The sequence below is a fragment of the Streptomyces sp. CB02009 genome (assembly GCF_001905825.1).
In the GTDB taxonomy this organism is placed as follows: domain Bacteria; phylum Actinomycetota; class Actinomycetes; order Streptomycetales; family Streptomycetaceae; genus Streptomyces.
In genome coordinates, this window is sequence record NZ_LIVV01000005.1 from 471020 (window position 1) to 494744 (window position 23725).

Annotated in this window: 25 protein-coding genes and 4 tRNA genes; 16 read left to right on the forward strand and 13 right to left on the reverse strand. The window is 68.4% G+C overall.

What is annotated here, in order from left to right:
- Positions 1-30: 30 nt before the first annotated feature.
- From AMK27_RS21715 to AMK27_RS21745, 7 genes are all read right to left on the reverse strand, one after another.
- The gene (locus tag AMK27_RS21715; protein WP_073910792.1) at positions 31-1476 is read right to left on the reverse strand and encodes an MFS transporter; all 1446 of its coding nucleotides are present in this window, start codon (positions 1474-1476) and stop codon (positions 31-33) included.
- A 98-nt stretch (positions 1477-1574) separates the two neighbouring features.
- Positions 1575-2144 carry a TetR/AcrR family transcriptional regulator gene (locus tag AMK27_RS21720; RefSeq protein WP_198955917.1) on the reverse strand — a complete coding sequence of 190 codons (570 nt, stop codon included), beginning with the start codon at positions 2142-2144 and terminating at the stop codon, positions 1575-1577.
- 170 nt (positions 2145-2314) lie between these two features.
- Entirely contained in the window at positions 2315-2743 is a 429-nt protein-coding gene (locus AMK27_RS21725; protein ID WP_073910796.1) for a MaoC family dehydratase, read from the reverse strand.
- Positions 2744-2745: 2 nt separating this feature from the next.
- Positions 2746-3198, reverse strand: a complete 453-nt coding sequence (locus AMK27_RS21730) for a MaoC family dehydratase N-terminal domain-containing protein (RefSeq protein WP_073910800.1) — start codon at positions 3196-3198, stop codon at positions 2746-2748.
- Between the two features lie 82 nt (positions 3199-3280).
- Positions 3281-3445 carry a 50S ribosomal protein L33 gene (gene rpmG / locus AMK27_RS21735; protein ID WP_003956487.1) on the reverse strand — a complete coding sequence of 55 codons (165 nt, stop codon included), beginning with the start codon at positions 3443-3445 and terminating at the stop codon, positions 3281-3283.
- An 86-nt stretch (positions 3446-3531) separates the two neighbouring features.
- Positions 3532-3604: transfer RNA gene (locus tag AMK27_RS21740), tRNA-Met, on the reverse strand.
- A 43-nt stretch (positions 3605-3647) separates the two neighbouring features.
- Positions 3648-3720, reverse strand: a tRNA-Thr gene (locus AMK27_RS21745).
- 207 nt (positions 3721-3927) lie between these two features.
- Here AMK27_RS21745 and AMK27_RS21750 point away from each other — a divergent pair.
- Together AMK27_RS21750 and AMK27_RS21755 are read left to right on the forward strand one after the other, a co-directional pair.
- Positions 3928-5208, forward strand: coding sequence for an amidohydrolase family protein (locus AMK27_RS21750; protein ID WP_073910803.1), 1281 nt, complete (start codon positions 3928-3930; stop codon positions 5206-5208).
- A 2-nt stretch (positions 5209-5210) separates the two neighbouring features.
- Positions 5211-5867 (forward strand): SDR family oxidoreductase, encoded by a 657-nt coding sequence (locus AMK27_RS21755; RefSeq protein ID WP_073910807.1) that lies wholly within the window; start codon positions 5211-5213, stop codon positions 5865-5867.
- A gap of 68 nt (positions 5868-5935) precedes the next feature.
- On the opposite strand, the gene AMK27_RS42720 is transcribed toward AMK27_RS21755, so the two are convergent.
- Positions 5936-6012: transfer RNA gene (locus tag AMK27_RS42720), tRNA-OTHER, on the reverse strand.
- Positions 6013-6200: 188 nt separating this feature from the next.
- On the opposite strand from AMK27_RS42720, the gene AMK27_RS21760 reads away from it, so the two are divergent.
- On the forward strand, positions 6201-9812 hold the full coding sequence (locus tag AMK27_RS21760) for an NB-ARC domain-containing protein (RefSeq protein ID WP_073910811.1): 3612 nt from the start codon (positions 6201-6203) through the stop codon (positions 9810-9812).
- Positions 9813-10132: 320 nt separating this feature from the next.
- Here AMK27_RS21760 and AMK27_RS21765 read toward each other — a convergent pair whose 3' ends face one another.
- The 4 genes from AMK27_RS21765 to AMK27_RS21780 form a co-directional block, all read right to left on the reverse strand.
- Positions 10133-10522: a DUF6233 domain-containing protein gene (locus tag AMK27_RS21765; protein ID WP_241847571.1), complete on the reverse strand. Its 390-nt coding sequence runs from the start codon at positions 10520-10522 to the stop codon at positions 10133-10135.
- A gap of 14 nt (positions 10523-10536) precedes the next feature.
- Complete coding sequence (locus AMK27_RS21770) at positions 10537-10917, reverse strand: hypothetical protein (RefSeq protein WP_073910814.1); 381 nt, start codon at positions 10915-10917, stop codon at positions 10537-10539.
- Between the two features lie 130 nt (positions 10918-11047).
- Positions 11048-11698: a YdcF family protein gene (locus tag AMK27_RS21775; protein WP_073910818.1), complete on the reverse strand. Its 651-nt coding sequence runs from the start codon at positions 11696-11698 to the stop codon at positions 11048-11050.
- Positions 11695-12483: a GntR family transcriptional regulator gene (locus tag AMK27_RS21780; protein WP_073910821.1), complete on the reverse strand. Its 789-nt coding sequence runs from the start codon at positions 12481-12483 to the stop codon at positions 11695-11697. Before AMK27_RS21780 ends, AMK27_RS21775 begins: the two co-directional genes overlap by 4 nt.
- Positions 12484-13109: 626 nt before the next feature.
- Here AMK27_RS21780 and AMK27_RS21785 point away from each other — a divergent pair.
- The 12 genes from AMK27_RS21785 (at position 13110) to AMK27_RS21845 (ending at position 22772) form a co-directional block, all read left to right on the forward strand.
- Positions 13110-13376 carry a DUF6284 family protein gene (locus tag AMK27_RS21785; RefSeq protein ID WP_073910825.1) on the forward strand — a complete coding sequence of 89 codons (267 nt, stop codon included), beginning with the start codon at positions 13110-13112 and terminating at the stop codon, positions 13374-13376.
- Positions 13373-13561, forward strand: a complete 189-nt coding sequence (locus AMK27_RS21790) for a hypothetical protein (protein ID WP_073910828.1) — start codon at positions 13373-13375, stop codon at positions 13559-13561. The genes AMK27_RS21785 and AMK27_RS21790 overlap by 4 nt, the downstream gene beginning before the upstream one ends.
- A gap of 40 nt (positions 13562-13601) precedes the next feature.
- Positions 13602-14471 carry a protein spdB gene (locus AMK27_RS21795; protein WP_073910831.1) on the forward strand — a complete coding sequence of 290 codons (870 nt, stop codon included), beginning with the start codon at positions 13602-13604 and terminating at the stop codon, positions 14469-14471.
- A gap of 261 nt (positions 14472-14732) precedes the next feature.
- Positions 14733-15113, forward strand: coding sequence for a DUF6251 family protein (locus AMK27_RS21805; RefSeq protein WP_073910835.1), 381 nt, complete (start codon positions 14733-14735; stop codon positions 15111-15113).
- 80 nt (positions 15114-15193) lie between these two features.
- Positions 15194-15400 carry a DUF6257 family protein gene (locus AMK27_RS21810; protein WP_073910839.1) on the forward strand — a complete coding sequence of 69 codons (207 nt, stop codon included), beginning with the start codon at positions 15194-15196 and terminating at the stop codon, positions 15398-15400.
- Positions 15401-15490: 90 nt separating this feature from the next.
- Positions 15491-17569, forward strand: coding sequence for a cell division protein FtsK (locus AMK27_RS21815; RefSeq protein WP_073910843.1), 2079 nt, complete (start codon positions 15491-15493; stop codon positions 17567-17569).
- A 150-nt stretch (positions 17570-17719) separates the two neighbouring features.
- Positions 17720-17965: a hypothetical protein gene (locus AMK27_RS21820; RefSeq protein WP_073910847.1), complete on the forward strand. Its 246-nt coding sequence runs from the start codon at positions 17720-17722 to the stop codon at positions 17963-17965.
- A 161-nt stretch (positions 17966-18126) separates the two neighbouring features.
- Positions 18127-18315: a hypothetical protein gene (locus AMK27_RS21825; protein ID WP_073910851.1), complete on the forward strand. Its 189-nt coding sequence runs from the start codon at positions 18127-18129 to the stop codon at positions 18313-18315.
- Between the two features lie 89 nt (positions 18316-18404).
- Positions 18405-19280: a DNA primase gene (locus tag AMK27_RS21830; RefSeq protein ID WP_073910854.1), complete on the forward strand. Its 876-nt coding sequence runs from the start codon at positions 18405-18407 to the stop codon at positions 19278-19280.
- A 1-nt stretch (position 19281) separates the two neighbouring features.
- Positions 19282-20757: an ATP-binding protein gene (locus AMK27_RS21835; RefSeq protein WP_073910858.1), complete on the forward strand. Its 1476-nt coding sequence runs from the start codon at positions 19282-19284 to the stop codon at positions 20755-20757.
- Between the two features lie 447 nt (positions 20758-21204).
- Positions 21205-21411, forward strand: a complete 207-nt coding sequence (locus AMK27_RS21840; protein WP_073910862.1) for a helix-turn-helix transcriptional regulator — start codon at positions 21205-21207, stop codon at positions 21409-21411.
- Complete coding sequence (locus AMK27_RS21845) at positions 21408-22772, forward strand: tyrosine-type recombinase/integrase (RefSeq protein WP_073910867.1); 1365 nt, start codon at positions 21408-21410, stop codon at positions 22770-22772. Before AMK27_RS21840 ends, AMK27_RS21845 begins: the two co-directional genes overlap by 4 nt.
- 200 nt (positions 22773-22972) lie before the next feature.
- Here AMK27_RS21845 and AMK27_RS21850 read toward each other — a convergent pair.
- A tRNA-Tyr gene (locus tag AMK27_RS21850) sits at positions 22973-23054 on the reverse strand.
- Between the two features lie 169 nt (positions 23055-23223).
- On the opposite strand from AMK27_RS21850, the gene AMK27_RS21855 reads away from it, so the two are divergent.
- Positions 23224-23715: a YajQ family cyclic di-GMP-binding protein gene (locus tag AMK27_RS21855; protein WP_015035522.1), complete on the forward strand. Its 492-nt coding sequence runs from the start codon at positions 23224-23226 to the stop codon at positions 23713-23715.
- Positions 23716-23725: the final 10 nt, after the last annotated feature.

Genomic DNA, 23725 nt, shown 5'->3' on the forward strand with positions numbered 1-23725 from the left:
GGCCCGCTCGCGCGGGGCGCGGGGGCCCGCTCACACGCCGACGAGGTCCTTCTCGCCGGCCTCCGCCTCTGCGGCCGCCTCCGCCTTCCGCCGGGCCTCCTGGCGCCGGGACGGGGCGAACAGCACCGCGACCGCGCCGAGGGCCACCGCTCCGGCGCCGACCCACAGCGCGGGCAGCAGGCCGTCGACGAAGTCCTGGCCGGACGCGTAGCCGCCCTGGGCGGCGAAGATCGAGGCCATCACGGCGACGCCGAGCGCGCCGCCGACCTCGCGCAGCGCGTTGTTGGCGCCGGAGGCGATGCCCTGCTCGGAGGGCCGGACGCTGGACATCACGAGGTTGGCCGCCGGTGCGAAGTACAGGGCCATGCCGATGCCGCTCACGACGAGGGCGGGGAGCTGGGCGGTGTACGAGGCGTCGGGGGTCAGGACGAGGGCGAACCAGGCGAGGCCGATCGCCTGGAGGGTGAGGCCGGCGGCGACGACCGGGCGGCCGCCGACGCGGTCGGAGAGGGCGCCGGCGAGCGGTGCGACGATCATGGGCATTCCGGTCCAGGGCAGCATCCGCAGCCCGGCCTCGGTGGGCGAGTAGCCGAGGACGCCCTGCATGTACTGGCTGAGCAGGAAGATCGAGCCGAACATGCCGAGGAACATCAGCAGGCTGGCCGCGTTGATCCCGGAGAAGGCGCGGTTGCGGAAGAGCCGCATGGGCAGCATCGGCGCCTTGGCGCGTATGCCGTGGTGGACGAACCCGCCGATGAGCGCGGCGCCGGCGATGAGTCCGGTGAGGACGGTCGCGGAGGTCCAGCCGTCGATCGGGCCGCGGATCAGCGCGTACACGATGCCGAAGAGGCCGCCGCTGGCGAGGAGCGTGCCGGTGATGTCGAGGCGGGCACCGGTGCCGTACGACTCGGCGAGGCGCAGCCGGGCGAGCGGCAGCAGGGCGAGGCCGAGCGGGACGTTCAGCCAGAAGATCCACTGCCAGGAGAGGTGCTCGGTGAGGACGCCGCCGATGAGGGGGCCGGAGGCGACGGCGAGTCCCTGGACGGCGCCCCAGATGCCGAAGGCGGTGCCGCGCTTGGCGGCCGGGACGGCCGCGGTGAGCAGGGTGAGCGTGAGCGGCATCATGATCGCGGCGCCGACGCCCTGGAGGGCGCGGGCGGCGATCAGCGCGTCGATGCCGGGGGCGAGGGCGGCCGCGGCGGAGGCGCCGGTGAAGACGGTGAGTCCGACGATGAAGAGACGGCGACGGCCGAAGCGGTCGCCGAGGGCGGCGCCGAACATGAGGAGCACGGCGAAGGTGAGGGTGTACGCGCTCACCGTCCATTCGAGGTCGTGCAGCGCTCCGCCGAGGTCCTCGCGGATCGAGGGGAGGGCGGTGGTGACGACGAGGTTGTCGAGGGCCGCCATGAAGCCTGCGGCGCTGGTGATGACGAGTGCCCAGGCGGTGGAACCGCGGCGGGCTGCTGGCTGGTTCATTACTGCCCCTCGGATATCAGGTTAGTTATTGCTGACTAACTTTCGCGCCCATGAGGGAGCGGGACGTGCGGGCGGACGCCCGAAGGCGGGCCCCCGCGCTACTCCTCGGTGCCGCCGGGGCGCCGGACGGAGGGGTAGAACCCCTCCCAGACCCGGTGCTCGGGCGGGAAGCCCATGGCGACGAGGGTGTTGATGAGCATCCCGTACGCCAGGAAGGTCGTGGTCTCGTCGGCGTCGGCGCCGAGCGCGAGGTGGACGGTCTCCCAGAGAGTCGTCCAGCCGGCCCGTACGGCCTCGCCGAACTCGTGGTCGCCGGCCGCCTCGGCGGCGGCGACGGTCACGTACACCTGCATCTGCAGGAGGAGCCGGTCGGGGTCCTCGGTGATGATCCGGGTGTACGCGGTGGCCATGGCATGGAGGGCCTCCTGGCCGGTCAGCCCCTTCGAGGCCTCCTCGAAGACCCGGATCGTGTCGCTGATGCAGCGCTCGGAGGCGGCCAGGAAGATTGCCTTCTTGCCGGGGAACAACCGGAAGAGATACGGCTGCGAGACGCCGACGCGCTTGGCGATCGCCTCGGTGGACGTGCCGTAGTACCCGCCGCGGCTGAACTCGCTCATCGCCGCGCGAATGACGCTCTCGCGCCGCTCCTCCGCACTCATCCTGACCATGCGAACCAAGTTAGTGCTCACTCACTAACTTGGCAAGCGGAAAGCCCCGGCGCGCGAAGAGCGGAGGGGGTGGGCGAGCGAAAAGGCGGGCGGCCGCTCTCCGCGGCCGCCCACCTCTGGCCTGCCTTGCTCTGCCCTGCCTTGCTCTGCCCTGCGATCGATCCGGGCGGCTACGCGAGCCGGACCACGGCCCGGGACATGCCCAGGACCTTCTGGCCCGCGCACATCGCGGTCAGGTCGACCCGCACCTGCTGGTCGTCCAGCTTCGCGGCGACCTTGGCGCTGACCTCGATCAGCGCACCGGTGTCGTCGTTGGGGACGACCACGGGCTTGGTGAAGCGGACGCCGTACTCGACGACGGCGGCCGGGTCGCCGGCCCAGTCGGTGACGACGCGGATCGCCTCGGCCATGGTGAACATGCCGTGGGCGATGACGTCGGGGAGGCCGACCTCCACCGCGAACTTCTCGTTCCAGTGGATGGGGTTGAAGTCCCCGGAGGCGCCGGCGTACCGGACGAGTGTGGCGCGACTCACGGGAAAGGTCTGCGCGGGCAGCTCGGTGCCGACCTCGACCTCGTCGTAGGCGATCTTCGCGGTCATGGTCAGGCCCCCTCGGGTGCGCGGGAGACGAGCTTCGTCCAGGCGGTCACGACGTGCTCGCCGGACTCGTCGTGGACCTCGCCGCGGATGTCCAGGATGTCGTTGCCCGCCATCGACTTGATCGCCTCGATGGTGGAGGTGACGGACAGCCGGTCACCGGCGCGCACGGGCCGCGTGTAGGCGAACTTCTGGTCGCCGTGGACGACCCGGCTGTAGTCGAGGCCCAGCTGGGGGTCCTCGATGACCGCGCCGGCCGCCTTGAACGTGATGGCGAACACGAACGTCGGCGGAGCGATCACATCGGGGTGCCCGAGTTCCTTGGCCGCTTCCTGGTCGACGTAGGCGGGATTCACGTCCCCGATCGCCTCGGCGAACTCGCGGATCTTCTCGCGGCCGACCTCGTAGGCCGGGGTGGGCGGATAGGTCCGGCCCACGAAGGACTGGTCGAGCGCCATGGACTCGATACCTCCTGGATTTGTTGCCGACAAACGACACGAGGCCGCCCCCGAGTGGGGACGGCCTCGTGTACGAGCCTGATTAGCGCGTCTCGCGGTGTGCAGTGTGCGAGTTGCAGCGGGGGCAGTGCTTCTTCATCTCAAGACGGTCCGGGTTGTTACGCCGGTTCTTCTTGGTGATGTAGTTCCGCTCCTTGCACTCCACGCAGGCCAGCGTGATCTTCGGGCGGACGTCGGTGGCAGCCACGTGAGTGCTCCTTGGACGGATGGGACGGATGAACGCATAAAAGAGTAGCCGATCGAAGGACCGACCCCACAATCGGCTACCGTGTGTAGCGGTGACCGGACTTGAACCGGTGACACAGCGATTATGAGCCGCTTGCTCTACCGACTGAGCTACACCGCTTTGATGATCCGGATCCCGTCCGAAGACGGGTCCTTCTCACCAGAGCCCCAATACGGAATCGAACCGTAGACCTTCTCCTTACCATGGAGACGCTCTACCGACTGAGCTATTGGGGCGAGCGAGGAAGACATTACACGGTCCCCGGCCCATCACCCAAATCCGTTTCGCGGCGCCCTCGCGACGGCCCTCACCAGGCGTCCCGTACGCCACTCGTGGCCTCATCGGTACGACTATTGCGCTCCTCCTCGAAGCGCGGACCGACCGCCCCTAGGCTCTGCCCCACGCTTCGTGATCTTGATCTTGAGGAGCCTTGAGGAGCCCCGATGTCAGCCGAAAGCAAGCAGCCCCAGCCGCCCGAGGACGGGGCCGCCACCACGGCCGACTCGACCTCGCTCCTGCTCTCCCACGCACGGCTCACCGACGGGCGGACCGTGGACGTACGGCTCGTCGGCGGCCGGATCGAGGCCGTCGGCACCGCCGGCAGCCTCACCGCCGCGGGCGCGCGCGTGGACCTCGCCGGCTACCTGCTGCTCCCCGCCGCCGCCGAACCCCACGCCCACGCCGACACCGCGCTCTCCGCCGACTCCCCCGGGCCCGTCTCCTACACCCCCGAGGAGGTCCAGCGCCGGGCCACCGAGGCGGCGCTGCTCCAGCTCGGCCACGGCGCGACCGCGCAGCGCGCGCACGTCCGGATCGGCGACGTCCACGGACTCGGCCCGCTCGAAGCCGTCCTCCAGGCCCGGCGCTCACTGCGCGGCCTCGTGGACCTCACCGCCGTCGCGGTGCCGAGGCTGCTCACCGGGGCGGCCGGCGCGGACGGGCTCGCCATGCTGCGGGACGCGGTGAAGATGGGCGCCGGGGTGGTGGGCGGCTGTCCGGACCTGGACCCGGACCCGGCGGGGTACGTCGAGGCGGTCCTGGAGATCGCGGCCGAACACGGCGTACCGGTCGACCTGCACACCGACGGGGACGACCCGGCCCGGCTCGCCCGGCTGGCGGCGATGGCCGGCGGGCTGCGGCCCGGGGTGACCATCGGGCCGTGCGCGGGCCTCGGCCGGCTCCCCTCCGACGCGGCGCGGCGGGCGGCGGACGGGCTCGCGGCGGCCGGCGTGACCGTGGTCTGCCTGCCGCAGGGCGGCTGCGGGGGCACGGAGACGCGCGGCGCGGCGCCGGTGCGGCTGCTGCGGGCGGCCGGAGTGCGGCTCGCGGCGGGCAGCGGGGCGATGCGGGACGTGGCCAACCCGGTGGGGCGCGGCGATCCGCTGGAGGCGGCGTACCTCCTCGCCTCGCTCGGCGGGCTGCCGGCGGCGGACGCGTACGCGGCGGTGAGCGCGGAGGCGCGGGCGGCGATGGGGCTGCCGGAGGTGCGGGTCGAGGCCGGCTTCCCGGCGGAGCTGCTCGCGGTGCGCGGCGAGCGGCTGTCGGGCGTGCTGTCCCTCGCGTACAGCCGGATCGTGGTGCACCGGGGCAGGGTCGTGGCCCGGACCAGCGCCGTACGGGAGTACTGCGACTCGGCGGCGGCGCTCGACCTGCCCCGCCAGGCCCGCCCGGAGCGGCCGCCCGAGCCGGGAAGCCCTCCGGCCGGTCCCGTCGTACGGTCGTGAGTATGCGCATCGTCATCGCTGGAGGACACGGACAGATCGCCCTGCGCCTGGAGAGGCTGCTCTCGGCGCACGGGCACGAGGTCGCGGGGATCATCCGCAGACCGGAACAGGCCGGGGACCTGCGGGACGCGGGTGCCGAGCCCGTCGTCCTGGACCTGGAGTCGGCGTCGGTCGAGATGGTCGCCGCCGTGCTCCAGGGCGCCGACGCGGCCGTCTTCGCGGCCGGGGCGGGCCCGGGCAGCAGCGTGGACCGCAAGGACACGGTGGACCGCGCGGCGGCGGTCCTGTTCGCCGACGCGGCCGAACGCGCCGGCGTACGCCGGTACATCGTCGTCTCGTCGATGGGCGCGGACGCCACGCACGCGGGCGACGAGGTCTTCGACGCCTACCTGCGCGCCAAGGGCGCGGCGGACGACGAGGTCCGTTCCCGTACGGCCCTGGACTGGACGATCCTGCGCCCCGGCAGCCTCACCGACGACGCGGGCACGGGCCTGGTCCGCCTGGAGGCCCGCACGGGCCGCGGCCCGGTCCCCCGCGACGACGTGGCGGCGGCGATCGCGGAACTCCTGGACACCCCGGCGACGGCCGGCCTGACCCTGGAACTGATCTCGGGCTCGACGCCGCTCTCGGTCGCGGTGAAGGACATGGCCGGAAACTGACGGCCCGACACACCCCCGGAAACGAAGGAAGGCCCCCGGTGCAAGCACCGGGGACCTTCCGTTTCGCGTGGCGACGCCAGGATTCGAACCTGGGTAGGCTAAGCCGACGGATTTACAGTCTTCCGGCGTCCAGAGCACCACATCGGTTCTGACCTGGGCTTTAACCTTCAGAAGCAGTGGAGCCTAGGTCAGTCGTCCATGCCTCGGCCATACAGCCTCGGCCTCCGTTAACTTCGGCGCCCTCGACTTGTCTCAGTCGCCGCGCCCCAGCCCCGGCAACAAGATCCGAGAACCGGCTGACAACCTGACAGAGGCACCGCAGGATCTTCTCCCATGAGCATTGGGAGACGCTTGAGGCGGGCCGCAGCCATCGCCCTAGGTACAGCCGCGATCGTGTGGCTTGCCGTAGTCGCGGTGCGAGACGGGTGGGGCGAAGCCGACGCGGTTGCCAGCGTGTTTGGCGGCGCCGCAGGCATTGTTGCCTTAACGGTCTCCCTAGTCGTGCAGTCCAGCAGTCAGCAGGAGTCCACAGTTCTCCAGCCCAGAACCTCCGAGCTGGATGACTGGGTCTTGCCACGGGGCGAGTTGGAGGAAACCGTCGCAGCCGTGTGCCGTCAGGATCAGGGATCTGCGGTCGCTCTCACAACTGCTCTAAAGGGCGCTGGCGGGTTCGGCAAAACGACCCTGGCAAGACTGGCGTGCACACACCCAGAAGTGCAGAAGCGCTTCAAAACGCACGTTTACTTTGTCACGATCGGACGAGATATTCGCGGGCGGGCGGCAATCGCAGCAAAGGTAGCTGATGTAACACGCACCATAACCGGTGAATCACTGGAGGTCAGCCAAGACTCGGATCCCATCCAGCTGGGAATACATCTTGGCAACCTACTCGCTCGCCGCCCCCGCACCCTTCTCGTGATCGATGACGTATGGGAGGCCGAACAGCTATCCCCCTTCCTCCAAGGCGCGGAGAAGCGCTGCGTGCGTCTGGTCACGACTCGCAACCCCGATGCACTGCCAGCCCACGCTAGGCAGATCACTGTCGATCGAATGTCCCCGAGGCAAGCTCGCGAAGTTTTGAGTTACGGCTTGGACAACACATTGACACCTTCGGTAATAGAAGGATTGATAAGGGCGACCGGCCGATGGCCACTGCTGCTTCGCATGGTCAACCAGTTCATCGTGGCACTGACGGCCACCGGCATTACCGGCACAGAAGCGGCCAGCCATATCTATCACCGCCTGCAGACCCTAGGCCCAGCAGGGGCGGACGGTGACGCCCCTCTAGATCTAAACGACCCGAAACGCAGAAATGAGGCAGTGCGCGCCAGCATACAGGCAGCCACCACACTGCTTCCGGAAGATTCTGATGACCGCTTCGCAGAACTAGGGATTTTCGCAGAAGACGAGCAGATCCCAATGCGACTCGTGACCTTGTTGTGGCGTGCAACAAACGGACTGGACGAGGCTAAATCTCGTCATCTCTGCAAGCAGATGGCGGATCTATCGCTCCTGAGCATCTCCACGGAGACCAACGGAGGATCCATTGTTCTTCACGATGTAATCCGAGACTATCTGCGCATAGAACTTGGAGAGCGACTAGCGGTAGTCAATTCTGCATTTCTGGACACCCTTTCCGTCGAAATGCCAACCTGTACCGCCATGGGACATCGATCGGCCCCGGACCGGCAATGGTGGAACGCCGACGACCACTACCTCATGGATCACCTCATTACACACTTCATTGAGGCAGGACGCCGAGATGAAGCGGAAGGCTTGGCGGGAGACTTGCGCTGGGTACGTGAGCGCTTGCACCAGCGGGGCACTACCGCTCCAGCCCGCGACTTGGACTTGGTTGGAACCCCCGAATCGCGGGCCTTGGCCGCAGACTTGGTCCGGGCGGCCCACCTTCTGCCCCCTACTGAACCACTGCACTCATGGGATGCGGTTCTTCGCAGTCGGCTACACCCCCTCCCTCACTGGGGCGAACAGACTTCAATGCTCGCCATCACACCCCCCGCCCTAGTCGACTTGTGGCCGCCGCCTGACATTCCTCACCCGGCCCTACGCCGCACACTGTCCAGCCACACGGCGCCCGTCACATCGGTGGCCATCAGTCCCGGCGGTACCTGGATCGCGACCGCCAGCAGTGACAGGACTCTCCGCATCTGGAATGCCGAAACGGGTATTGAGCGCCTCGTAGTAGACACGACGGCCACAGTGACGTCCGTGGCGATTAGCCCCGACGGCACCTGGATTGCAGCAGCCGACACGGACGGCACAGTGCATATCGTGGACGCAGTCACTGGCCTCGTACGTATCACCATGGCTGGGCATACTGGCGCTCTGCGCTCTGTGGTGATCAGCCCGGACGGGACGTGGATTGCTGCGGCCGGCAGGGACACCGTCATCCGTATCTGGGACGTAGTGACAGGTCAGGAACGCCGCATCCTCATTGGCCACACTGAGAGTATTTCGTCAATATCCATCAGCTCCGACGGTAGCTGGCTGGCCACTTCCAGCGACGACAAGACCGTGCGCATCTGGGACGCGGAAACGGGGCGCGAAATATCTGTCCTTGCTCACGCGAATTCAGTTATTGACGTGTCGGTCAGCCACCAGGGCACGTGGCTCGTAACAGCGTGCACTGACGCAACGGTTCTAGTTTGGGATAGAATCACAAGTCAAGTCATTCACACCTTCTCCGGCTTCCTCGATATGGCACGGTCAGTAGCGATTAGCCCTGACGGCACTTGGATTGCGACCACCCACGGAAATGGAGCCGTGCGGATTTGGGACACGGCAACTCAAGCCGAGAAAGGCACTCTTATCGGCCATGGCGAGGTCGCCATGGAAGCCGCAATTAGCGCTGACAGCACATGGCTTGCCACTGCCAGCCATGATTACACCGTTCGCATTTGGGACGTTGCGGCAGCACACGGTCATCAAACAGTTGGCCATAGCGACAGAGTATGGTCAATGGGCATCAGCCCTGACGGCACCTGGATCGCAACAGCAAGCACTGACGAAACCGCACGGATTTGGAATTCCACAACAGGACAGGAAATTCATAGGCTCACCGCCCACGCCAGTCCCGTGTGGTCGGTAGCTATCAGCCCAGACGGCACCTGGATCGCCACTTCGGGCAGTGACAACACAACGCGCATCTGGAACGCGGCTACAGGACGGGAAATCCGTTCCCTCATCGGCCACACTGAGACCGTATGGTCGGTAGCTATCAGTCCGGATGGAGCTTGGCTCGCAACGGCTTCGGAAGATGGCACCATTCGTATCTGGGACGTTACCAATGGATCGCTCAGATATACCATTTCTGTCGGTATGGAATCCGTCGGCCCATTGACTATGCACCCACGAGGTGAATGGCTAGCCAGTTGCTCAGAAGCAACGGTGCACCTCTGGGATGCAGCCACAGGTCGAGCACTCCGGACCCTTACAGGTCACACGAGGCTGGTCGTGGGGGCAGTCTCCAGTCCTGACGGAACCTGGATCGCCACAGCCAGCTATGACGAAACGGCGCGTATCTGGGACGCAGCCACTGGGCGGGAGATCCACACCCTCACCGGCCACACCGACGCCGTGTCATCAGTAGCCATCAGCCCTGACGGCACCTGGATCGCCACAGCCAGCTATGACAAAACGGCGCGTATCTGGGACGCAGCCACTGGGCAGGGGATCCACACCCTCACCGGCCACACCGACGCCCTGTCATCAGTAGCCATCAGCCCTGACGGCACCCGACTCGCCACCGTCGGCCACGACAAGACGGTACGAGTATGGGACGTCGCTTCTGGATCGCCTATCGCTATGACACGAGCCGAGGGAGGCATGCACATCAGTCTATGGAGCTCCGACCAACGAAGTCTCTTCGTTGGCGGGCAGGCTGGCTTGTACGGCTACGAGTTCCGTACGAACGAGCAGGGCTGAGGAGGACCAAGCGCAGACCGTCGCCTATTTCCCGGACGCGAACAACTTCCTCAGGTTCCATCCAAGAGCACGTATCCGTACACCGAAATGAGAGTGGACCGCCCAAAGAGGAAACCGCGTTCCCAGCGCGAGGGTAAGGCGCGGAAGGAGTGCGAGGGACCATGGGAGAGCGAGGAATCCTCGCAGGCACTAAGGCGTATCTGCGGGCTCAGGGGCCAGGTTCGATGCCCCTGAGCCCGCCCGGAGGGTACCGAGAGCGGGTCATTTCTCAGCCCACCGTTGGGATTTGAGGCAATGCATGGAAAGAGCTCTACATAACCCTAGGGAAACTCAGCCTCTGCCGTCCGCATGGGCCGGTCGGCCGGCTTGTCGATGCCGAGGCTTCCCCACGGCGCGCACACCTCGCACATCTCCAGGTCTGGGTACTCCTCGACCGCACCCACCACGCCGGCGAGGTCCAGGAGTTCTCCGGCCCCATACCTGGCCCGGAGGCCGCAGTTCCCCCGGTGGAGCACCGGATGCCCTTCGGTACTTCGGGGCGCCGAGACCACCCACGCTCGCTCGCGGCGTGCGACCTCCCGGCGCCGCTTCTCCTCGGCGTCCTGCGACTCCAGTTCGTGTATCTCCCGCTCGGTGACCGCGGCCTGGTAGCGCAGCCACTCCAGGAGCGTCCGCTTCTTCTCCAGCCGTCTGGCTATCGGCATCCCCATGACGGAGTCCCCGCTCACTCCGCCCCGCCGCCGGCGGCGCTCGCGGCATCCGGCTGGGCTTTCGGGTGCTTCTTCAGCTCCATGCGGGCCTTCACCAGTCCCGCATCCTTCTCCAGAGCGGCCCAGTAGGGATGCGTGGACACGGCGACCGACAGCTCCCGGACCAGGTCCCACAGACGCCTCTCCTCGGCTTCCTCCTCCGGCGTGTATCCAGGGGAGGCTTCGCGGCCCCCCGTGACCTCTCCCGTGTGCGGGTGCGCTGCGCCGGGCCACCCGGGCAGCGGCTCCACCGACCAGGGCAGGGCCCGACATAGGGCCGTGTACTCAGCGCGGGCCTGATGGAGACGCTGCTGGGTCTCGATCAGGTCGTCAGGGAAGGGAGGAGTGTCAGCCACACTCGAATCATACGTCTGTTCGATTTTCTAATGCTGCTGATGCACGCCACGACTCGCTGAACAGTCACCCGCGTGGGCCAGCCTCAGCAGCCTGCTCCCAGGGGGAGTAGCGCCAGACCTCGACTGCGACTCACTCCGCCATGAGTCGGCTGACATACCCCGCGCTGCACAACCGCCCATAGGCCGAGGTCACGTCTTCCGGGACGTCCTGAGCGATCGTGAAACCCCGCTCCGGGTAGAGCAGCAACCGCTGCTGAGCCCCGACCAGCATGTCCAGGACGAGGCGAGGGTCGCCGATCGAGTCGATGTACTCCTCCAGCCGCATGTCCGTGGAGGCGCTCACGACGTCGACGTCGGGCCACAGCTTGCGGGCGGTTGCGTACGCACGTCGTTCCTCGTAGGGCTTGCTGACGAGGAGGATCGACGACACCTGAACCCCGTGATCGTCGAGCAAGGAACGCGAGAAGCGGACGTTCTCGCCTGTGTTCCTGGCGTTCGGCTCGACGAGGATCGCGGACGCTGGCACCCCAAGTTCGAGCGCACGTTCCCGGTAGTGCTCAGCCTCACCCTTGGGCATCCGCTCTTCCGTGGTGCGGCTTGTGGCGCCGGTGAAGACGATCAGGGGGAACATGCTGCGGCGGTAGAGGTCCACGGTCGCGTCAGCCACACCAAGGTCGTGACTGCCCAGACCGATGCCCACCGAGCAAGGCCGCGGCTCATGCCCCATCTGCTGAAAGGCCCACAGGGTGTGGGCATCGCTCCAGTCCTGCGTGGAGATCACTGGCTCTCCTCGGTGGCCGAGTCAGGCACCTTGAAGTCGTATGCCCACGCGAATCGGGTGGCGGCATGGACACCGATGGCGAACTCCACGACGGTTCCGTCCGCCGTGTACGTGGTCCGGTGCAGCTCCACGACCCACTCCCCCGGCATGAGCTTGAGCTGATCGGCCTCCTCGGGCTTGGCCGCTCGGGCGAACAGCTCCTCCCGCATGTGGTCGATCTCGTAGCCCGCGTCGTAGAGGACACGGAATCCGCCACCCTTGCCGGCAGGCCCTGGGGTCGGGTCGACGATCCTCGTCCCCTCCACATGTTCGGGTCGGTAGTAGCTGGTCAGCGTGTGCGTCGGCTGGTCGCCTTCCTTCACCAGGCGAGCCCGGGCGTATACGTCTGCCCCCTCAGGCAGACCATGCGCCGCCGCGACAGCGGCCGTCGCTGGCACGCGGCTGACCGACTGGGTCTGCTCGTTGCGCTTGTACGCCCGGCCGGAGGCGACGCGGTCGGCGATGAACGCCACCTCGTCCCCGTCCCGCCATTTCGCCTTGTCGTAGCGCGTGATGCCGAGTCGCTTCAACGGAGCGCGCTCACGTACGACGGTGCCGTGCCCTCGGGATGACGTGACCAGGCCCTCCGCTTCCAGCGCCTTGTAGGCCGCATGAACGGTGGCCTTAGACCCTTCACCCGCCTCCACAAGCTCCCTGATCTGCGGAAGCCGATCGCCCGGAGCGTAGTCACCGTGCTTGATCTGCTCCGCCAGCTTGTCCGCCAGTTCCCGCCACTTCGGTGCCACGCGAACTCCTCTCGACTCTCTCAAGTCAAACACAGTCCTAGGACTGTTGACAGTCCTAGGACTGTGCGCCATGGTCTTCTCAAGCGCTTCGCAGTCCTAGGACAGTGAAGCGCGGGAGGGCCTTCTTTGGGCTGCTCCCGACGCCCGGAGAGCCCGTGAGACGGCTCGAAGGAAGCGACTTGCTGGCTTGAGAACTCAACAGTGAACACAGAACATCAGGCATCTGCGACAAGCCGCAGGCCCTGCCGCACGAACAGTAAGCACCTTGCTCCGGGTCGCCCTTCGGGCTGACGAGGAGTCGTCCACGTGCGGTGAGACAAGGGCAGAGATCGCGACTACTCCACACCCCCATTTCCGCTCCGTTCACGGAGGCCGAGTTGAAGCTACGAAGCCCCTGGGCGCCACCTCCGACGAACTGACGGAGGAGGTCGCGCCCACTGTGTCACCTGACGTCCGCAGCCTTCCAGCCGCGGCCGGTTGCCTCCTCCGCCCGTCCGGGCCCCGCTCGCGGGGTGCCGTACGGGCGGGGTTGAGGGGAGCCGGATGGTTCCAAACGGCGAGAAGCCCCGGTGCTGTAACACCGGGGCTTCGGTTCGGGCCGTTCCTGTCTGAGAGGAACACACCCAATGCAGTCCATCATCACACTCCCCGCCACGAGCGGGGCCTTGGCGTTCGACGGTGAGCCGTCGAACGCGGAGCTGGACGCGGTCGAGTGGGAGATGCCGCTGATCCTGGCGGAGGTCGACCTGCTCGACGCGGAGATTATGACGCTCGACCGTCCGGCCACCGTGCTGGACGAGCGGCGCATCCGGCGGGCCCGTCACCGGGTCCTCGCGGAGCGCCGCGATCTGACCAACCGCGCCGGCCTGGCGCAGTCGGGCGGTGCCGCGTGAACCGCCTCACCTACTGGCTCCTGATCGCCCTGTGCGCCGCGGTCGAGGTCTGGGGCCAGATCATCGGCAACCGGGACCTCTTCTTGATCGGTGCGATGGCCGGGTTTGGCGTGATCGCCGTCGCCCGCCTCCTGTACCGGGCCGACCGGTACGAAGAGTTCGCCGAGGCGGGTGAGGAGCGATGACCCGCCCCGCCAACCCGCACCTGTCCGAGGCGGTGGCGGGATGAGCAAGCGCGTCGCGACCGCAGCCCCGGCGGTCGCCATGACGGTCGTGTCCATGGTCCTGACCCTGGCCGTGGTGGTGATGTGGCTCGGGGGCTCGATGCCGTGGCAGATCGCACTCGTGGTCGGGCTCGGGCTCGACGGTGGATGGCTGGCCACCCTTGCTTACGAGCGCCGCCTCGCCGCACAGGGCGACCACTCCACCGCCGTCACCACGGTCGGCTGGGCGTTCGGTCTCGCCGCCACCGGCGTCCTGGTCGCCCACGCGCTCACCGAGGACGCCACCGGTGCATGGCTCGCGGTGTCCTGGCTGCCGCTCGGGGCCAAGGCGCTGTGGCTCGTGCACGGCATGTGGGAGCGCACCGCGCTCACCCCGGTCGCGCTCGACGCGATCCGCGGCATCCAGCAGGAGGCCCGGGACGAGGCGGCCGTTGCCCGTGCTCAGCTGCGGGCTCAGGCGGGCACGGAGGAGACGCGGCTGACGGCCGTGACGGAGGCCGGGGCACGCGTCGCACGCGTCCAGGCGAAGACCGCCGAGCGGCTGTCTGGGGCGTGGTCGACGCTGGAGGCGGCGCGGCAGGGCGAGGGCACCGCACGGGCTCTGACCTGCGTGACGGACCGCGTCGCACCCGGGGCACAGCCCCGCTGGGAACTCCCCGTCTGGGGCCCCTACGAGCCAGTCCCCGCCCTCGACGCGGCGCCCGCCCTGAGCGAAGGGGAGCTGGACCGGATCGTCACCGAGCTGCACACCGGCGAGACGCCGCCGCTGTCCTATCGCGAACTCTCGCTCCGCTTCCGGGCCGCCGGCCACAGCGCGAGCGAGACCCGGCTGCGGGCCGCCTGGCGGCGCATCACCGCGACGGCGTCATGAGCGCCCTCCCCGCGTATCACTGGCGCCTGGCGCCCATGTCCGCCGGGTGAGCGTCAGGAGGACAGCACTTCCCCGACAAACTCAGCGATCCGCGCAAGCCACCTCTTGGTGCGGTGCCACCCGTTGCAGTACCGCCGACGGCGCCACCACCTGCGCTGCGGAAGTGGTCGCTTGCACCACTTGCACGGCAGCGGGTCCACCTCGATCTCAATCGCCCCCATGGCCGCGACTCTAACGGCCACCACTGACCAGGGAGAACCCATGTCGAACCTCCCCGAACCCTCCAGCGTGATCCGGCTTCCGGACGGTACCTACGCCTACGCTGATCACCTCCCCGCCATCCAGGCCCCGCCGGGTGTCCCGCAGGTGGTCCATCAGCACATCCACCAGGCGCCGCCGGACCGCACCGTTCAGCGGATCGCGCTCGGCTCCGGGATCGGCGCCGGCACGGTCGCCGCCGGGGTCTACTTCGGCCCCCTCCTCGTCGGCGCGCTCACCGCGATCGCCGCCAACCTCGCCCTCCTCGCGTTCCTCGCCGCCGTCCTCGCGTGGGGCGTCGTGTCCGTCGTGAAGTCGGTCGGCGGCCCGGACGGCAAGGCCGCCGCGAAGACTCTGGCCACGACGCGCAAGCGCCGTCGCTGACGGCTGCCCGATCCGCCCAGTCCTCGCACCGGGCGGTGAGGGGAGCCGGGACAGCCCCGGCCCCGGAGAGGGACCGCGTCATGGCCACCAGGAAGAACCCCGAGTACGACCCGAAGCACCCCCCGCTCACCGCCGGCGAGAAGGCGAAGTTCGCCTGGTACGTCGGCCGGATGGCCAAGCGGGGACTCGCCGGAGAGACCGTCTACCAGGGCGACCTGGAGAAGAAGGTCGACCGCATCCTTGACGGCGCCCGCGAGCGCGCCGAGAAGAACGCCAAGAAGAAGTAGCTGTGCCCCGGGGCGGCCGACAGCCGCCAAGCATCCCGACCGCCCCGGGCCCTCCCCTCCGCCCTTTCGAGCAGCAGGAGACCCCCCAGCATGACCGAGACGCCCACGGCCGCGCACCTGCGGCCGGTCCCCGACATCGACCACGACGACGAAACGCCCACCGCCCCGGTGCTGGTGGACAACCCGGCATTACCCGACCCGAAAGTCACCATCGAGAAGCGCAAGCCGGTCCTCGCCGGATGGCTCACCAACCAGCGTGACTTCCTCGCCACCGCCCGCCACACCGGCGCGAACATCGGCTACGCCGCCCTCTTCCACGGCGTCCGCATCCCCGTCTACGCCGGACGCCTCGCCCTGATGTCGCCGCGGGGAACCTGCCGGTTCATCGCCTCCACCAACCGGTGGGTCTGGGACCGCGAGGCCGCCCCGCTGCGCGACTACGCGGTCCGCACCGAGGACGTCGAGGAGTACATGCGGCTGTCCAAGCTCCGCGCCGGCCGCATCCGGCTGCGCGGTCTGGTCACCCTCGTGTCCCTCGTATTCGGCGCCTCCTTCGCCCTCTGGCTCTACGTCGTCGCCCCCGCCTACCTGTTCCTGTTCGCCACCGGCGGCGTACTACTCCTCGGCATGGCCGGACAGCAGCCCGACTCCCCGGTCGTCGGCCCCGCCGTCCTCAAAACCGAGATTCAGAAGCTCACCGGATCGATCGTGCTGCGCGGGCTGGACTCGATCGGCAACGCGAAGATCTCCGCCGCCATCAAGAAGGGCGGCGACATGAACGGCCTCCGGTTCACCAGCGAAATCGTCCGCGACGGGCCCGGCTACCGCGCCGACCTCGACCTCCCCTACGGCGTCACGCCCGAGGACATCATGGAGGCCCGCAAGCCGCTGGCCTCTGGCCTGCGGCGCAAGGTCGGCTGCGTCTGGCCGTCCCCGGACCCGACCGAGCATGAAGGACGGCTGGTGCTGTGGGTCGGGGACAAGCCGATGAACGAGACCACCAAGCCCCCGTGGCCGCTGCTCAAGGCCGGGACCGTGGATCTGTTCAAGCCGGTGGTGTTCGGCAACGACCAGCGCATGCGGGACGTCACCGTCACCCTGATGTTCGCCTCGATCGTCATCGGCTCCATCCCCCGCATGGGCAAGACCTTCCTCATGCGGCTGCTCCTCCTCATCGCCGCCCTCGACCCGCGAGCAGAGATCCACGCGTTCGACTTCAAGGGCACCGGCGACTTCGGCGCCCTCGAACCGGTCTGCCACCGCTACCGCGCCGGCGAGGACGACGAGGACATCGAATACGTCCTCGCCGCCCTGCGGGAACTGCGCGAGGAACTGCGCCGCCGGGCGAAGGTCATCAAGTCCCTGCCCCGCTCCCGATGCCCGGAGTCGAAGGTCACCCCCGAACTCGCCAACGACAAGAGCCTCGGACTGCACCCGATCGTCATCGGAGCCGACGAGTGCCAGGTGCCGTTCGAGCACAAGGAGTACGGCGAGGAACTGGAAGCGATCTGCACCGACATCACCAAGCGCGGCCCCGCGCTCGGCATGGTCGGCATGTTCGGCACCCAGCGCCCCGACGCCAAGTCCCTGCCGACCGGCATCAGCGCGAACGCGGTGCTGCGGTTCTGCCTGAAGGTCATGGGCCACACCGCCAACGACATGGTCCTGGGCACCGGCGCCTACAAGGCCGGGTACCGGGCCACGATGTTCTCCCGCTCCGACCGCGGTATCTGCTGGATGGCCGGCGAGGGCGACGATCCCCGCATCGTCGCCTCCGCGTTCGTCGACGCCGTCGCCGCCGAACAGGTCGTCACCCGCGCCCGTCAGGCCCGCGAGGAGTACGGCAACGTCACCGGCCACGCCATCGGCAAGGGCCCCAACAAGACAAGCGGCAGTGACATCCTCGCCGACGTCCTCGACGTCATCCTCGACGGCGAGAAGGCCGTGTGGTGCGAGCGCATCGCGACCCGCCTCGCTTCCCTCCGCCCGGACATGTACGCGGGGTGGAAGGGCGAGAACGTCACCGCCGCCCTCAAGCCCTACGGCATCAAGACCGGTCAGGTCTGGGGCACCACCGACGAGGGCAAGGGCGCCAACCGGCGCGGCATCGACCGCACCGACATCACCGCCGCCATCACACGCCGTAACGCCGACCGAGCCGCCGCCTGACCCCAGCACCACCGCTAGACCTAGCAGCACCCGCTGCTAGGTCTAGCACCCGCGCTAGCACCCCATAGGGCCACTGACCTGCGATCTAGCGTCTAGCGGCCCATCTGCGAAAACCCCGGGAACCCGCCCCAGGAGAGGAATCGACCGCCCATGCTGACCGCTAGTGCCCTGCTCCTGCTCGCCACCCTCGCCGGTTACGCACTGTTGTGTGCGGCGTCGCCGTTCGGGACCTGCCGCAAGTGCCAGGGACTCGGCGGAAAGGTCGTCCTCGACCGCAAGGGCCGTCCCAAGAGGGCCAAGCCGTGTCGCCGGTGCAAGGGCTGCGGTAAGCGGCTCCGCGTCGGCCGGCGCCTGACCAACCACAGCCGCGCGATCCACCGCGCCGGCACCCGCTGACACCGGACACGAAGCGGCCGACGGCGCCCGTCATGAGACGTACCCCGCACTTAGCCAGCGCTAGGCGGACGCGCCGTCGGCCAATCCCCCGAGCTTGTCAGCACCCGAGGTGCCCGCACCCTACCCACCCACCCCGCACCGCCGTCAAAGGAGATACCGCCATGGCCGTGACCGTCTCCCTGGTCGCGCTCTTCGGACTCGTCCTGTTCCTCCTCCTCCGCTCCAAGAGCCTCGGCGCCGGAGCCGCGTTCATCGCCGCCGGATTCGGCTTCTTCCTCGCATCCACCGGCGCCGCCAAGCCCATCAACACCCTGGCCGCCTCACTCATCGAGACCGTCCAGAACCTCTGACCCACCACAGCAGGAAGGGCGGCCCCCGTCTCGCCAAAGCCGGGGCCGCCCTCAAACCAGCACTCTTCACAGAACTGGAGACATCCAGCATGACTCATACCCTGCCGATCCGGCGAGACGCCCGGACCGGACTCTTCCTCTCCACCGCGCTGCGGCTGGCGGCCGGCGGTCTGCCGGTCATGCCGCTGCGGGCCGACAAGGGCCCGTTCGGCAACTGCCCGGACTGCACCGGAAACGCGTGTGGCGGACGGCCGAACATGAAGAACCCCGGCCCCTGCCAGTGCCCGCGTCCCTGCCACGCCTGGGCCGCTGCCACCACCGACCCGGCCGTCCTCTCCTCGGCCCCCTGGGCGGCCGCGTGGCGCCGTGCCGGGGCCGTCGCCTACCACCCCGGGGGCGCCGGGGTCACCGTGGTCGACCTCGACCACCAGGCCGCCGTCGACTGGGCCCGCACCACCCTTCCCCCGACCCACACCGTGGCCACGACACGGGGCGAGCACTGGATCTACCGGGGCACCACGCGCTCCGTGAACGGCGTACGCGACGGAGTCGACCTCAAGTCCATCCAGTCCTACGTGCGCTGGCGCGGACCCGGCAGCGGCGACATGGCGGCGCTGCCGAACGTCGTGCGTGCGCTGCCCGTGAAAGAGCCTGCCGTGGCCCGCCCGGCGGCATGTGTCGCCACTGCCGCTGTCCCCGCCGGGAGTGGTCAGTGCCCGCACCGGTCGCCCGCTTATCTGGAGCGCGGCATCGGCATGGCCGAGCAGCGCATCACCGAGGCCGCGAGCGCGGTCCACGCCACGGTGTACCGGACATTCCTGGCGGTGCTGTCCGCCCACGGCCGGTGCGGCTGCCTCACCGACACGCACATCGGTCGCCTGTTCACGGCGGCGCAGGCCAAGGGGGAGTCCCCGCGGCACTGCACGGATGCCTGGTCCAACGCCCGTACGGCTCTGGGGATGTGACATGTCCGAGGACGAGAAGAACCCCGCCCGCGAAGTCATCACCGACTACGCGCAGGCCAACTTCCGGTACTTCCGCACCGCCGACGGCACCGTCTACGCCCAGCGCAACGGCCAGCCCATCGCCCGCCCGATCCGCTCCCAGGGCACCACCGGCAGCCACCGGCAGGAACTCATGGTCGGCCTGTTCAAGGACGGCTACGGCGTCTTCAACGGAACCGCACTCAAGGAGGCCCTGGACTTGATCGAGGCACTGGCGATGACCGAAGAGGTACAGGCCGTCCACATCCGCGTCGCCCCGGGCAGCGGCGGGGCGACGTGGCTCGACCTGGGCCGCGACGACGGCAAGTCCGTCCGCATCCACCCCACCGGCTGGGAGATCGTCACCCCCGAGCCGCGCGAAGTGTGCTGGCGGCGCACCCAGCTCACCGGGGAACTGCCCCTGCCCGCGAAGGACACCAACGGCAAGGGCATCGACCTGCTGCTGAGGCTGTGCAACTTCGCCGACGCCCGCACCGAGTCCCTCGCCGTCGCCTGGCTCGTCGGCTGCCTCGGCCCCTCCGTACCCGTCCCCGCCCCCTTCCTCACCGGCCCCCAGGGCGCTGGCAAGTCCACCGGCGGCCGGATGCTCATCCGGATCATCGAGGGCATGAGCGCCGACCTGCGACGCTCCCCGAAGGACGAGGAGAGCCTGATCGCGGCCGTGGCCGCTGGATGGGTCACCGCCTTGGACAACCTTTCCCATCTCGGGCCCGACCTCTCCGACCTGCTGTGCTGCATCGTCACCGGTGCCGAGACCGTGAAGCGGGCCCTGTTCACCGACGGCGACGTCGTGCGCTCCCGCTACCGCCGGCCGCTGCTGATGACCGGCATCGACGTCGGCGTCATCCGCCCCGACCTCGCCGAACGCCTCCTCCCCCTCCGCCTGGAACGGCCCAGGACACGGCGGACCGAGGAAGAACTGTGGGCGGAGTTCGCCGAGGCCCTGCCCGTCATCCTCGGCTCCCTGCTCGACCTCGCCGTCCAGCTCCGCGCCACCCAGGCCGACATCCCCACCGACCTGCGCATGGCCGACTTCGCCCACCTCTGCGCCCAGCTCGACGCAGCGACCGGCCTCGGCGCACTGGACGCCTACCGGGCCAGCCTGGACGACCTCAACGACGACGTCATCGAGGGCGACCTCCTCGCCCAGACCGTCCTCAAGCACGCCGCCGGCATCGCCCCCGGCACCGAGGTCCGCATGACCTCGGCCGAGTGGCTGCACGCCCTGACCCAGCTCTACGCCGGCGAGGGAGAGTTCCGTCCCCTGCCCAAGGGGTGGCCCACCACCGGCAAGGTCCTCTCTGACCGTCTCAAGCGCCTCCAGCCCGTCCTGACCGCCCGCGCTGTCTACGTCGACTGGGGCCGCAAGAACAGCGCCCGCTACATCGAGATCGCTCGCCCCGCGCCCCCGCAGGACGAGCCGCAGCAGATGTTCTAGACCGCGCGCCACCCGGTCCCGGCCGCACAGGCAAGAGGAGCACCCCGCCCCGGCGCGGCGGTGCTCCTCTTGCTCTTCGGCGGCTTGCCGCCGCCCAAAGGGCGTGCCGCTTCGCGGCTCCACATCCACTCCTGAAGGCACGCATGACAACAGACACAGCCCCTTCTCTTTTCCTAAGTGGAAACTGCTGCGTCACCTGCGTCACGACGGGCCTTCAAACCGGGACTGACCTGCATCAACAGGGGTGACGCAGAGCCCGAAAGTCTGCGTCACCTTGCGTCACCTGCGTCACGCCGTGACGGACACCTGCGTCACCCGTGACGCAGCACGTCACCCCCTGCGTCACCGAAACCCGCAGGTCAACGCTCCGAGTGACGCTGATGACGCAGTGACGCAGAAATCACCACCTCGGACACATTCGCCGCCCAACTCCGACAAGGAGCCCCGATGGCCAGCACCGCCCGCCGCCGTCAGCCCATCGACGAGTGGATCCCCCTGACCGACGTCCTCGCCGAGATCGGCATCACCCGAGCCACCTACTACCGCTGGCGCAACCGCGGTTACGGCCCCGAGGTGAAGCGCCTGCCCAACGGGCACCTGCGGGTCCGCCGCAGCGTGCTCGACGCCTTCCTGAACGAACTGGAGACCGCGTGACCGACTGGAGCTACACCGTACGGATCTGGAGCATCCGCAAGCGGCCGTACCGCAAGCCGTACCAACTCCGTTGGCAGGTGGGTACGCAGCCGCACTCCGAGTCCTTCCTGACGCTCGGGCTCGCGGAGAGCCGCCGGGCGCAGTTCATCACCGCGACCCGCGAGGGTGAGCCCTGGGACGTCGCCAGCGGCCTGCCAAAGTCCATGGTCCAGAAGGCCAAGGACATCTCCTGGTACCAGCACGCCCGGAACTACGTGGAGATGAAGTGGGACCACTCCCCCGCCTCCACGCGCCGGAACCTGGCCGAGGCCATGGCCACCGTGACGCTCGCCCTCCTGAAGGACACGAAGGGCATGGCGGATCACAAGACCGTGCGCCGCGCGCTCTACACCTGGGGCTTCAACGTGAACCGGTGGAAGGAGGAGGCTCCGGAGGACGTCGCCGCGCTCCTCGCCTGGGTGGAGCGGAAGTCCGTCCCCACGTCATCCCTCGCGGATCGGATCCTCGTACGCCGGGCCCTGGACGCCTGCACCCGGCGCCTGGACGGCAAGACGTCCGCCGGGTCGGTCATCGCCCGCAAACGGGCCATCTTCCACCAGGCCCTGGGGCTCGCCGTCGACGCCGAGTTGCTGGCCGAGAACCCGATCCCCGCGATCAAGTGGAAGGCCCCCGAGAAGGTCGAGGAGGAGGTCGACCCCGAAGCCGTGCCGGACCCGGAGCAGGCCGCCGCGCTCCTCGCCGGCGTACGGAAGCAGGGAAGCCGCGGGCGGCACCTGGAGGCCTTCTTCGGGTGCATGTACTACTCCGCCGGCCGCCCCGGGGAGCTGGTCGGCTTACGGCTCCAGGACTGCGACCTTCCCCGCCGCGGCTGGGGCCTCCTTCGACTCCGCGAGAGCCGGGCCCGCTCGGGCAGCTCCTGGACGGACACGGGCGAGGCTCACGACCGGCGCGGCCTCAAGCACCGCACCCGGAAGACGGTCCGGTACGTGCCCATCCCGCCCGAGCTGGTCGCGATGCTCCGGTGGCACGTCACCGCCTACGGCACCCACGCCGACGGCCGGCTGTTCCGGACCGCCCGGGGCGGCATGGTCCAGGAGAGCGGCTACGGGGAGGTCTGGGCAGGCGCCCGCGAGGACGTCTTGAGCCCTGCCGAGCGGGCGACGAAGCTCGCGAAGCGACCGTATGACCTTCGTCACGCCGCCGTCTCCACATGGCTCAGTTCCGGCGTCGAGCCACAGCTGGTCGCCCAGCGGGCCGGACACTCCGTCGGGGTCCTCTTCCGCGTGTACGCGAAGTTCCTCAAGGGAGGCGACGAGGCCGCGAACGCCAAGATCTCCGCCCGCCTGAACCAGCACCGGTGAGCGTCGCCGCCGGCCGTTGACCGGCGCCCCGGTCACAGCCGCTCAGGGTGAGCTGGATTTCCCGTCCACAGCCCGTCCAGACACGCTGGTAGACAGGGTGATTCAGCGGGACAGGGCGAGACAGTCGGGCCCTGGTCTCACCTTTACACGCAAACGGCCCCTGATCGCGTTTCCGCAGATCAGGGGCCGTTCTTATCGCGTGGCGACGCCAGGATTCGAACCTGGGTAGGCTAAGCCGACGGATTTACAGTCCGCTCCCATTGGCCACTCGGGCACATCGCCATGAGATCGCTGCCGTGGAGCCGCTTTTCGGCGGTGTTCCGTGGCAACGACGTAAACAATACCTGATCCCGGGGGGTGGTTCGCCACCGGATTGATCAGCGGTTCGGGCCGTGGCGCACCCCCTAGGCTTTGGGCTGTACCCCAGCATCCGAGCAAGGAGCCACGAGTCATGGCCGACTCCAGTTTCGACATCGTGTCCAAGGTCGAGCGGCAGGAGGTCGACAACGCCCTCAACCAGGCCGTGAAGGAGATCTCGCAGCGCTACGACTTCAAGGGAACCAACGCCTCGATCTCGTGGTCGGGCGAGAAGATCCTCATGCAGGCCAACGGCGAGGAGCGCGTCATGGCGATCCTCGACATCTTCCAGACCAAGCTGATCAAGCGGGGCATCTCGCTGAAGTCGCTGGACGTCGAGGGTGAGCCGCAGCTGTCCGGCAAGGAGTACAAGCTCTTCGCGTCGGTGACCGAGGGCATCTCCCAGGAGAACGCCAAGAAGGTCGCCAAGGCCATCCGCGACGAGGGCCCCAAGGGCGTCAAGGCGCAGGTCCAGGGTGACGAGCTGCGGGTCAGCTCGAAGAGCCGGGACGACCTGCAGGCCGTGCAGGCGCTGCTCAAGGGCAAGGACTTCGACTTCGCGATCCAGTTCGTGAACTACCGCTGACCCCGTAGCG